Below are 10,411 nucleotides of genomic sequence, written 5' to 3'. Positions count from 1 at the left end.
ATCACCGGCCTCGACCTCGTCGAGCTGATGATCCGCGTGGCGGCGGGCGAGAAGCTGAACATCCGCCAGGAGGACGTGCGCCTGCACGGCTGGGCCATCGAGGCGCGCGTCTACGCCGAGGACCCGTTCCGCAACTTCCTGCCCTCGACCGGCCGTCTCACGCACTACCGTCCGCCGACCGACGACCCGCACGTGCGCGTCGACACCGGCGTGTTCGAGGGCGGCGAGATCTCCATGTTCTACGACCCCATGATCGCCAAGCTGTGCACCTGGGGCTCCACCCGCGACGCCGCCATCGCCGGCATGCGCGAGGCGCTGGACGAGTACTACATCCGCGGCGTCAGCCATAACATCCCGTTCCTCGCGGCACTGATGGCGCACCCGCGCTTCGTCGAAGGCCGTCTGACGACGAACTTCATCGCCGAGGAATACCCGAACGGCTTCCACGCCATCGACCTGCCGCCGGACGACCCGGCCGTGCTGGTCGCCGTCGCCGCCGTCATCCACCGCTGCCTCAACGATCGCGACATCCAGATCAGCGGCAAGATGGGCGGCAACAAGGCCAAGGTCCGCGAGGACTGGGTGGTCGTGCTGGAAGGCACGCAGCACCCCGTGCACGTGCACCCCTGCAAGGACAGCCCGCAGCGCGTCGGCTACACCGTCGATCTGTCCAGCAAGCACCTGCAGGTGTGGAGCGATTGGCAGATCGGCGAGCCGCTGTTCCGCGGCACCGTCAACGGCCATCCGGTGTGCGTGCAGGTCGACCGCGTGGGCGTCGGCTACCGCCTCTTCCACTCCGGCAGCCAGGCCATGGTGAAGGTGCTGACGCCGAAGGCCGCCAAGTACGACGCGCTGATGCCGGTGAAGGCGCCGCCGGACATGTCGAAGTTCCTGCTCTCCCCGATGCCGGGCCTGCTGGTCTCGCTGGCGGTCGAGGAAGGGCAGGAGGTCAAGGCCGGCGAGGTGCTGGCCGTGGTCGAGGCCATGAAGATGGAGAACATCCTGCGCGCGGCGCAGGACGGCACCGTCTCCAAGGTCCACGCCACGCCGGGCTCCAGCCTGTCGGTCGACCAGAAGATCGTCGAGTTCGCGTAACGCCCCAAAATTCCCTCCCCCGCCCAGCGGGGGAGGGTTAGGGTGGGGGACCGTATTTCAAACGCATTTGCTTTCAAGAAGGCCCGGGCGGCCGATGTTGAGGAGGTGTCCATGACCGACTTTCCGAAGAAGACGCTGGCCGACTGGCAGGCGCTGGCCGCCAAGGACATCGGCGCCGACGGCAAGCCGGACGACCTGATCTGGCACACGCCCGAGGGCCTGGACGTCAAGCCGCTCTACACCGCGTCCGACCTGGAAGGGATCGCGCTGGACACGCTGCCCGGCTTCCCGCCGTTCACGCGTGGGCCCCGCGCCACCATGTACGCGCACCGGCCCTGGACGATCCGCCAGTACGCCGGCTTCTCCACGGCCGAGGAATCGAACGCCTTCTACCGCGCCAACCTGAAGGCCGGGCAGATGGGCCTGTCGGTGGCCTTCGACCTCGCCACGCACCGCGGCTACGACAGCGACCACCCGCGCGTGGTGGGCGACGTCGGCAAGGCCGGCGTGGCGATCGATTCGGTCGAGGACATGAAGATCCTCTTCGACGGCATCCCGCTCGACAAGATGTCCGTCTCCATGACCATGAACGGTGCGGTCCTGCCAATCCTGGCCGGCTACATCGTCGCCGCCGAGGAGCAGGGGGTGAGCCAGGACAAGCTGTCCGGCACCATCCAGAACGACATCCTCAAGGAGTTCATGGTCCGCAACACCTACATCTATCCGCCCGAGCCCTCGATGCGGATCATCGCGGACATCATCGAGTACACGGCGCTGAACATGCCGAAGTTCAACTCGATCTCCATCTCCGGCTACCACATGCAGGAGGCCGGGGCGACCGCGGTGCAGGAGCTGGCCTTCACCATCGCCGACGGCCTGGAATACGTGCGCGCCGCCATGTCCAAGGGCCTGCCCGTGGACAAGTTCGCCCCGCGCCTGTCGTTCTTCTTCTCCATCGGCATGAACTTCTTCATGGAGATCGCCAAGCTGCGCGCCGCGCGCCTGCTGTGGGCGAAGCTGATGAAGGAGAAGTTCGATCCGAAGGACGCGCGTTCCCTGGCGCTGCGCACGCACTGCCAGACCTCGGGCGTGTCGCTGACCGAGCAGGACCCGTACAACAACGTGATCCGCACCGCCGTGGAGGCGCTGGCCGCCGTGCTGGGCGGTACGCAGTCGCTGCACACCAACGCGTTTGACGAGGCGCTGGGCCTGCCGACCAAGTTCTCCGCCCGCATCGCCCGCAACACCCAGCTCATCATCGCCGAGGAAACGGGTGTGACCAAGGTGGTCGACCCGCTGGCCGGCTCCTACTACATCGAGAACCTCACCCACTCGCTGGCCGACGCGGCGCTGGAGCTGATCGAGAAGGTCGAGGGCATGGGCGGCATGACCAAGGCCGTCGAGTCCGGCATGCCCAAGCTGCTGATCGAGGAGGCCGCCGCCCGCCGCCAGGCCCGCATCGACCGCGGCGAGGAGGTGATCGTCGGCGTCAACAAGTACCGTCCCGAGAACCCGGAGATGGTCGACGTCCTCGACATCGACAACACGGCCGTCCGCGAGGCGCAGATCGCGCGGCTCAACAAGGTCCGCACCACCCGTGACGAGGCCGCCTGCCGCGCAGCACTCGACGCGCTGACCCAGGCGGCGGCGGAGAAGTCCGGCAACCTGCTGGACCTCGCCGTCAAGGCCACCCGCGCCCGCGCGACCGTAGGCGAGATCTCCGAGGCGCTGGAGAAGGTCTTCACCCGCCACGTGGCCCAGATCCGCTCGGTCTCCGGCGTTTACGGCGCCGCCTACGAGGGCGACGAGGGCTTCGCGAAGATCCAGAAGGACATCGAGGCCTTCGCCGCCGAGGAGGGCCGCCGCCCGCGCATCCTGGTGGTGAAGATGGGCCAGGACGGCCACGACCGCGGTGCCAAGGTGATCGCCACTTCCTTCGCCGACATCGGCTTCGACGTCGACATCGGGCCGCTGTTCCAGACCCCCGAGGAGGCCGCCCGCCAGGCCGTGGAGAACGACGTGCACGTCGTCGGCGTGTCCTCCCAGGCCGCCGGCCACAAGACGCTGGTCCCGCAACTGGTCGAGGAACTGCGCCGCCAAGGCGCCGGCGACATCCTGGTGGTGTGCGGCGGCGTCATCCCGCCGCAGGACTACGACTACCTCTACAAGGCCGGCGCCAGCGCCATCTACGGCCCCGGCACCAACATCCCGAAGGCCGCCGCCGACATCCTCGGCATCCTGCGCAAGCAGAAGGCCGCCGCGTGAGATCAAGTGCGAGGGCTGCGTGCCCTCGCGCACCCCGCCAGGGGCGAAAGCCCCTGGACCCCTGGAAGGCGCCGCAAGGCGCCTTTCTTTTTGCGGCGGTGCCCTTGTTGATTTGTCTTCTATAGGATACAATATGCATCGATGATCGAGATCCGTCAGACGCCTGAGTACGCCCGTTGGTTCTCCGGCTTGAAGGATCAGCAGGCCAGGGCGCGCATCCTCGTGCGGGTGATGTGAAGCCGGTGGGGAGCGGGGTGAGCGAACTGCGGATCGACCATGGCCCGGGTTATCGCGTCTATTTCGTCCAACACGGTGACGTGCTGATCGTGCTGCTGGCCGGCGGTGACAAGCGGACGCAGGAACGGGACATCGCGCTCGCCAGGCAACTGGCGGCGGGACTGTGAAGGAGGCCATCGTGGCGAAGACCGAGACCATCCCCTGGGATGCCGCCGACCATCTCGACAGTCCGGCGGCGGTCGTGGCGTACCTGAACGCCGCATTCGAGGACGGGGATCCGGCCGTGATTGCCGCCGCGCTCGGCGACGTGGCGCGCTCGCGTGGCATGAGCGCCGTTGCGCGTGACGCCGGGCTTGGCCGGACCAGCCTGTACAAGGCCCTCTCGGAGGATGGAAAGCCGGAGTTTTCGACCGTGATGCGGGTGGTGCAGTCGTTGGGGCTCCGCCTGTCCGTGGCTCTGGTGGAGACACCGAAGGCGCCGGGGCTTTGATGCGCCTTTCTTTTTGTTGGCTTCATGCGCATATTGAGTGCGTATGATGTGGAGGAAGCCATGGCGCGCGGTGGGGCTCAGAAGAGGCCGACGAACGTTTCCGCCCGGCCGGACCTTGTGGCCGAGGCGAAGGCGCTGGGCATCAATCTCTCCCAAGTCTTCGAGACGGCGGTCGAGCAATCCGTGAAGGAAGCCAAGCGCCAGCGCTGGATCGAAGAGAACCGGCCGGGTTTCGACGCCTACGACGCCTATGTGAAAAAGCACGGCGTCTTTGGCAGCGGCAAGCGGCTGTTCTGATGCGTTTCCTCGACGTGTGCCGCAATCCCGATGCCGACGAGCGGCCCAAGCATCCGGTGCCCTATCTTCTGGTGGTTCAGGGCAACCATGTTGCCGTCCGCTCGTCGCGGGTGGTGGTGCCGCTCGTCCGCCAGGTCGAAGCCGGTCCTCCGATCCGTGACCTGATGCCGGTTGTCGAGGTGGACGGCGAGGCTCTGGTCGCGATGACGCCGCAGATCGCCGGTGTGCCCGTGTCTGACATTGGTCCCGTCGTGGCGAACGTGGCGGACGCGCACCATGCCATCCGGCGTGCCATCGACGTTCTCACCGGCGACCTCTGAGCCCGTGTCCATCTCCGCCGAAACCGACCTCTACGCCCCCGTCAAAGCCTTCCTGGAAGGCCAGGGCTTCGTCGTGAAGGGCGAGGTGCACGGGTGCGACCTCGTGGCCGTGCGCGGCGCCGAGCCGCCGGTCATCGTCGAGCTGAAGAAGCGCTTCACGCTGGAACTGGTGCTGCAGGGCGTCGACCGGCTGGCCGTCACCGACGCCGTCTACCTCGCCGTGCCGCAGCCGGGGCGCAAGGCGTCCGGGCCGTCGCCCTACGACGGCGACGTGAAGAAGCTGTGCCGCCGGCTCGGCGTCGGGCTGCTGGTGGTGGACAGCGCACGGGCCGGCGGGCACGAGGTGGAGGTGCTGCTCGACCCCGTGCCCTACCAGCCGCGCAAGGACAGGAAGCGCGCGACCCGTCTGCTGGGGGAGCACGCGCGCCGGGCCGGCGACCCGAACCGCGGCGGCTCCACCCGTGTGCCCATCGTCACCGCCTACCGCCAGGACGCGCTGCGCATCGCCCGCATCCTGCACGCGCACGGGCCGTTGACCATCAAGGCACTGCGCGATCACGGCGCGCCCGCCGACGTCTCGACCATCCTGCGCCGCGACGTCTACGGCTGGTTCGAGCGCGTGGCACGCGCCACCTACGCGCTCACCGAGGCCGGCACCCGTGGGCTCGACACGTTCGCGCATGGCTTGGCCGACGCCTGAGCCGGTTGCGCCCCAGTGCCTCCCCCGCCATCATGGCGAAAAACCAACGGAGGGAAGAGCATGTCCACGCTCATCGTAACCGGCGGCAGCCGGGGGATCGGGGCCGCGGTGTCGCGGATGGCGGCACGGCGCGGCTGGGCCGTCGCCGTCAACTACGCGTCCAACGCCGCCGCGGCCGACGCCGTCGTGCAGGCCATCCGCGCGGCCGGCGGCCGGGCCGAGGGGTTCCAGGGCGACGTCGCCGACGAGGCCGACGTGCGCGCCCTGTTCGACAACGCGGAAAAGGCGCTGGGCCCCATCGGCGGGCTGGTCAACAACGCCGGCATCGTCGGCCCCTATGGCCGGCTGGACGAGGCGCCGGTGGACGGCATCCGGCGCACGCTGGACATCAACATCCTGGGCAGCATCCTGTGCAGCCAGGAGGCGGTGCGGCGCATGTCCACGGCGCGCGGCGGCAAGGGCGGGGCGATCGTCAATCTGGGCTCCATCGCCGCCGACCTGGGCTCGGCGACCGAGTTCGTCGCCTACGCCACCGCCAAGGGCGCCATCGACAGCCTGACCATCGGGCTGGCGCGCGAGGTGGCGAAGGAAGGCATCCGCGTCAACGTCGTGCGCCCCGGCCTGATCGACACGGAGATCCAGATCGTCCCCGGTGTCGGCAATCGGCTGGACAAGTTCGCCGCCGCCATGCCCATGGGCCGCGCCGGCACCGCCGACGAGGTGGCGGAGACGATCCTCTGGCTGCTGTCCGACGCCGCGTCCTACATCACCGGCGCGCAGCTGAACGTGTCGGGCGGGCGGTGATGGATGGGCTGACCCTAACGGTTCTCGACTCCGGGGCGGACGCCGAGGCGGCGGCGCAGGCCGTCGTCACCGGGCTGATGGCCTTCAACGCCGAGCGCTGCCGCCCCTACGACAAGCGGGACTTGGTGGTTGCCGTTCACGCGGCGGACGGCGCGCTGGCCGGCGGTCTGGTCGGCATGACCAACTGGGAGTGGCTGTACGTCGACTGCCTGTGGGTGGCCGAGGAGCACCGCCGCGGCGGGCTCGGCGCCCGCCTGCTGCGGGCGGCGGAGGACGAGGCGGTGCGCCGCGGCTGCCGCTGGTCGCGGCTGTGGACCTACGATTTCCAGGCGCCGGACTTCTACCCCCGGCAGGGGTACGAGCGCTGGGGCGTGCTCGACGGCTATCCGCCCGGCCACAGCCAGATCTGGTTCCGCAAGGATCTGGTGCCTCAGCCGGCGTCGGGCAGCACGCCGTCGTAGAGCACGGCCATGTCCAGCACGGCGTCGATGCTCACCAAGTCCAGCCGGTCGCCGGGGCCGTAGAGCAGCGGCTCCGGCGCCCAGTGCCCGGCCGCGTCGCGGCGGTAGAGTTCGGCGGCCGCCCGGCGGCTGTCGAGGAACAGCACCTCCCGCACGCTCTCGATGGCGGCGTAGTAGAACAGCCTGTTGCGCGCACCCTGCTCGTTCGACGGCGACAGGATCTTGACGATCAGCTCCGGCGCGCTGGGCTGGCGCGGGCGGCAGCTCACCACCACGTCGGCCTGCCGGTAATTCCAGCGCGGGCGCAATGCAGCGCGCACCCCGGCCTCCGTCATCACCCGGCAGGGCCGGCGGCCGGCCAGTGCGTTGCGAAGCTCGCCCGCGACCGCGGCCTGCAGCGCCGCGTGCTCCTCGCTGGGGGCGGCCTGGGCATAGGGGTGGCCGTCAATCAGTTCGTACACGGTGTCGCCCATGCCGGTCCAGGCGAAGAACTCCTCGACGGTCATGCGCTCGGGGTGGGGCAGGGCGGTCATAGGCGACGTCCTCTCGGCTCCGTCCCTCCATTATAGGGAGCGGGCCGGCCTACGAACAGCCCTTCGGGCGCGGCAGGCCGGCGATCTTGTTGGCCTGCTTCAAGAGGCCGTGCGGGAACAGCGAGAAGAAGTACTGCTGAGTCGAACGCTCGGCCCCGTACTGCTCCTTCATGATCTTGGAGAACACGCGCGCCTCGGGGATCACGCCGTTCTCCTCGAAGAAGGTGCGGGTGGCGCGGATGATGTCCCAGTGCTCGCCGGTCAGGACGACGCCCTCCTGCTCGGCCACGGCGCGGGCGACGTCCTCGTCCCACTCGTTGACGTTCTCCAGCCATCCCGCCTCGCTGACGGCGACGGTGCGGCCCTGGACGTTGAGTTCGGGCATCGGTTTCCTCCCCCTGGATGCGTTGCTATTGTCCAGCGATGATCCATGGGGCCGGCGGGCTGTCAATCTTAAAATTAGATATGACTAATGAATGGAGGCGGACATGACGCGCACGATCGTTCTGGGCGTGCCGACGCGCGAGCATGTGCACGCGTTGTTCATGTCCGATCTGGTGGCCGCCATGCGCCACCACGCGCCCACGGGGGACGAGGTGCGCCTCGCCCTGGTGCTGGGCTCGATCCTCTGCGCGCAGCGCACGGACGTGGTCCGGCAGGCGCTGGACATGGGTGGCACGCACCTGCTGTGGCTCGACACCGACATGCGCGTCCCGCCCGACGTGATCGGCCGGCTGCTGGCGCACGGCCGCCCGATCGTCGCCGCCAACTACCAGCGGCGCACGCCGCCCTTCGGGCCGGTGGCGGCCAGGAACGGCGCGCCGCTGTACACCACGCCGCAATCCGCCGGGCTGGAGGCGGTGGACCACACCGGCATGGGCTGCATGCTGGTGGAGCGAGCGGTGTTCGAGGCGGTGCCGGAGCCCTGGTTCGACACCGCGTGGTCGGCGGCCGAGCGCCAGCACGTGGGCGAGGACGTCTTCTTCTGCCAGAAGGCGCGCGCCCACGGCTTCCCGGTGCTGGTGGACCACGACCTGTCGAGGCAGGTCGGGCACATCGCCAGCGTCACCCTGTACCCGGAGCATGTGCAGGCACCGGCGTAGGGCGCTACTCCACGAAGTCCTCGCGGCTGAGGCCGTAGCGCTTGAGCTTGTCGTAGAAGGTCTTGCGGGGGATGTTCAGCGCCTCGATCGCGGCCTTGACGCTGCCCTTGTGGCGGGCCAGTTCGGCCTCGATCAGGCGCTTTTCGAACAGGTCGACCTGCTCGGCCAGCGACAGGGCGCCCGTGGGTCCGGCGGCCGGCGCCGCGGGCGCGTCGTCCAGGCCCAGCACGAAGCGGTCGGCGGCGTTGCGCAGTTCGCGCACGTTGCCCGGCCAGTCGTGCGTCATCAGCCGGTGCATCTGCGCCGGTGTGGGAACACCCGGCTCGCGGTTGTAGCGGGTGGCGGCCTGCAGCACGAAGTGCTGGAACAGCAGCGGGATGTCGTCGCGCCGGTCGCGCAGCGGCGGGATGGTCAGCACCACCACGTTCAGGCGGTAGTAGAGGTCGGCGCGGAAACCGCCCTCGTCGGCCGCCTTGCGCAGATCCACCTTGGTGGCGGCGACGATGCGCAGGTCCACCGGCACCACCTCGTTGGAGCCCAGCGGCTCCACCACCCTTTCCTGCACCACGCGCAGCAGCTTGACCTGCAGCGACAGTGGCATGCTCTCGATCTCGTCGAGGAACAGGGTGCCGCGGCTGGCGTGCTCGATGCGGCCCACCCGGCGCTTGGTGGCGCCGGTGAAGGCGCCGGCGTCGTGGCCGAACAGCTCGCTCTCGATGATGGTTTCCGGCATGGCGCCGCAGTTCAGCGCCACGAAGGGATGCCGGCTTCGCCGGCTCTGCGCGTGCAGCGCGCGGGCGACCATCTCCTTGCCGGTGCCGGTCTCGCCCAGCACCAGCACGTCGGCGTCGGTGTCGGCCACCGCCGCGATGGTGGCACGCAGCCGCTCGATGCCGGCCGTGCGGCCGATGATCGTCTGCACGCCGGCCCCACCGCCCTCCAGCGCCGACCGCAGCGCGCGGTTCTCCAGCACCAGCCGCCGCCGGTCGACGGCGCGCCGGCACACGTCGACGAGGCGGTCGGAGGGGAAGGGCTTCTCGATGAAGTCATACGCACCGTCGCGCATGGCCTGCACGGCCATCGGCACGTCGCCGTGCCCGGTGATCAGCACCACCGGCAGGTCCGGATCGACGGCGCGCACGGCCGCCAGCAGCTCCAGCCCGTCCATGCCCGGCATGCGCACGTCGCTGACGACACAGCCGGGAAAGTCGCGGCTGACGTGCTTCAGCCCGCGCTCGGCACTCTCCACGGCCGTCACGTCGAAGCCGGCCAGCTCCAGCGCCTGGCCGCTGGCCATGCGGATCGGCCGTTCGTCGTCGATGAACAGGACGGCGCCGGTGGCGGTCATGGGATCTGGCTCATGGGATTTGGCTCATGCGGCAGGCTCCGTGCGTTTCAGGCGGACGGTGAACACCGCACCCCCGTCCGGGGCGTTGGCGGCGGCGATGCTGCCGCCGAAGTCCGCCACGATGCCATGGCTGATCGACAGGCCCAAGCCCAACCCTTCGTCCGCCTCCTTCGTCGTGAAGAAGGGCGAGAACAGGTGCGGCAGCGCGTCGGGGCGCAGTCCGTGGCCGGTGTCGCGCACGGTCAGCACGGCGTCGCCCCCTTCCGCCGCCAGATGCACGCCCAGCACCCGCACCGGCCGGCCGCGCATGGCGTCGGCGGCGTTGGAGAACAGGTTGACCAGTACCTGTTGGAGCCGCACGTCCTCCCCCTGCACCCAGACCGGCTCCGGCGGCAGCTCCAGCGCCACCGACACGGCGTCGCGGTGCAGCCGCGCCTCCAGCAGCGCCAGCGCCTCGCGCACCGCGCCGTTCACCGCGACGGCACCCAGCGTGCCCGACGCGCGCCGGGCGAATCCCTTCAGGTGGCGGGTGATGGTCGCCATGCGGTCGGTCAGCGCCGCGATCTCGCCAAGGTTCTCGCGCACCCTGTCTGTGTGGCCACGCTCCAGCAGAACGGCGGCGTTGTCGGCGAAGGTGCGCAGCGCCGCCAGCGGCTGGTTGATCTCGTGCGCGATGCCGGCCGACATCTGGCCCAGTGCCGCCAGCTTGGCGGCCTGCACCAGTTCGTTCTCGGTGGCGCGCAACTCGGCGGTGGCCT

Annotated in this window: 13 protein-coding genes and 1 pseudogene; 10 read left to right on the top strand and 4 right to left on the bottom strand. The window is 69.5% G+C overall.

Translation table 11 applies throughout. The features are described from left to right. The 9 genes and pseudogenes from VED21_RS23575 to VED21_RS23535 form a co-directional block, all read left to right on the top strand. A partial coding sequence (locus VED21_RS23575) for a biotin/lipoyl-containing protein (protein ID WP_324886625.1) occupies positions 1 to 1,095 on the top strand: 1,095 nt, incomplete at its 5' end. Positions 1,096 to 1,206: 111 nt separating this feature from the next. After that, complete coding sequence (gene scpA / locus VED21_RS23570) at positions 1,207 to 3,360, top strand: methylmalonyl-CoA mutase (RefSeq protein WP_324886623.1); 2,154 nt, start codon at positions 1,207 to 1,209, stop codon at positions 3,358 to 3,360. A 141-nt stretch (positions 3,361 to 3,501) separates the two neighbouring features. Further along, positions 3,502 to 3,764 (top strand): annotated as a pseudogene (locus tag VED21_RS38925) (type II toxin-antitoxin system RelE/ParE family toxin). A gap of 11 nt (positions 3,765 to 3,775) precedes the next feature. Further along, a complete protein-coding gene (locus tag VED21_RS23560; RefSeq protein ID WP_324886619.1) occupies positions 3,776 to 4,087 on the top strand; it encodes an addiction module antidote protein in 312 nt (103 codons plus the stop codon). A 60-nt stretch (positions 4,088 to 4,147) separates the two neighbouring features. Further along, positions 4,148 to 4,384, top strand: a complete 237-nt coding sequence (locus VED21_RS23555; protein WP_324886617.1) for a type II toxin-antitoxin system CcdA family antitoxin — start codon at positions 4,148 to 4,150, stop codon at positions 4,382 to 4,384. Then, positions 4,384 to 4,704, top strand: coding sequence for a CcdB family protein (locus VED21_RS23550; RefSeq protein WP_324886615.1), 321 nt, complete (start codon positions 4,384 to 4,386; stop codon positions 4,702 to 4,704). The genes VED21_RS23555 and VED21_RS23550 overlap by 1 nt, the downstream gene beginning before the upstream one ends. 4 nt (positions 4,705 to 4,708) lie before the next feature. Then, the gene (locus VED21_RS23545; RefSeq protein WP_324886613.1) at positions 4,709 to 5,404 is read left to right on the top strand and encodes a DUF2161 domain-containing phosphodiesterase; all 696 of its coding nucleotides are present in this window, start codon (positions 4,709 to 4,711) and stop codon (positions 5,402 to 5,404) included. Between the two features lie 60 nt (positions 5,405 to 5,464). Next, the gene (locus VED21_RS23540) at positions 5,465 to 6,208 is read left to right on the top strand and encodes an SDR family oxidoreductase (protein WP_324886611.1); all 744 of its coding nucleotides are present in this window, start codon (positions 5,465 to 5,467) and stop codon (positions 6,206 to 6,208) included. After that, positions 6,208 to 6,669, top strand: coding sequence for a GNAT family N-acetyltransferase (locus VED21_RS23535; protein WP_324886609.1), 462 nt, complete (start codon positions 6,208 to 6,210; stop codon positions 6,667 to 6,669). The genes VED21_RS23540 and VED21_RS23535 overlap by 1 nt, the downstream gene beginning before the upstream one ends. Here the strand turns inward: VED21_RS23535 and VED21_RS23530 are convergent. Next, on the bottom strand, positions 6,639 to 7,202 hold the full coding sequence (locus VED21_RS23530) for a Uma2 family endonuclease (RefSeq protein WP_324886607.1): 564 nt from the start codon (positions 7,200 to 7,202) through the stop codon (positions 6,639 to 6,641). The genes VED21_RS23535 and VED21_RS23530 overlap by 31 nt on opposite strands. Positions 7,203 to 7,251: 49 nt before the next feature. Continuing rightward, complete coding sequence (locus VED21_RS23525) at positions 7,252 to 7,587, bottom strand: TusE/DsrC/DsvC family sulfur relay protein (RefSeq protein ID WP_324886605.1); 336 nt, start codon at positions 7,585 to 7,587, stop codon at positions 7,252 to 7,254. A gap of 103 nt (positions 7,588 to 7,690) precedes the next feature. On the opposite strand from VED21_RS23525, the gene VED21_RS23520 reads away from it, so the two are divergent. Continuing rightward, positions 7,691 to 8,305, top strand: coding sequence for a hypothetical protein (locus tag VED21_RS23520; RefSeq protein ID WP_324886603.1), 615 nt, complete (start codon positions 7,691 to 7,693; stop codon positions 8,303 to 8,305). 4 nt (positions 8,306 to 8,309) lie between these two features. Here the strand turns inward: VED21_RS23520 and VED21_RS23515 are convergent, their stop codons facing one another. Next, positions 8,310 to 9,653: a sigma-54 dependent transcriptional regulator gene (locus VED21_RS23515; protein WP_324886601.1), complete on the bottom strand. Its 1,344-nt coding sequence runs from the start codon at positions 9,651 to 9,653 to the stop codon at positions 8,310 to 8,312. A 24-nt stretch (positions 9,654 to 9,677) separates the two neighbouring features. Then, on the bottom strand, positions 9,678 to 10,411 hold a 734-nt coding region (locus VED21_RS23510; RefSeq protein WP_324886599.1), incomplete at its 5' end, for a sensor histidine kinase.

The organism is Azospirillum sp., from assembly GCF_035627195.1.
Classification (GTDB): domain Bacteria; phylum Pseudomonadota; class Alphaproteobacteria; order Azospirillales; family Azospirillaceae; genus Azospirillum.
The sequence above is the reverse complement of the archived record's forward strand: the minus strand, read 5'-3'. Positions and strand labels throughout refer to the sequence as shown.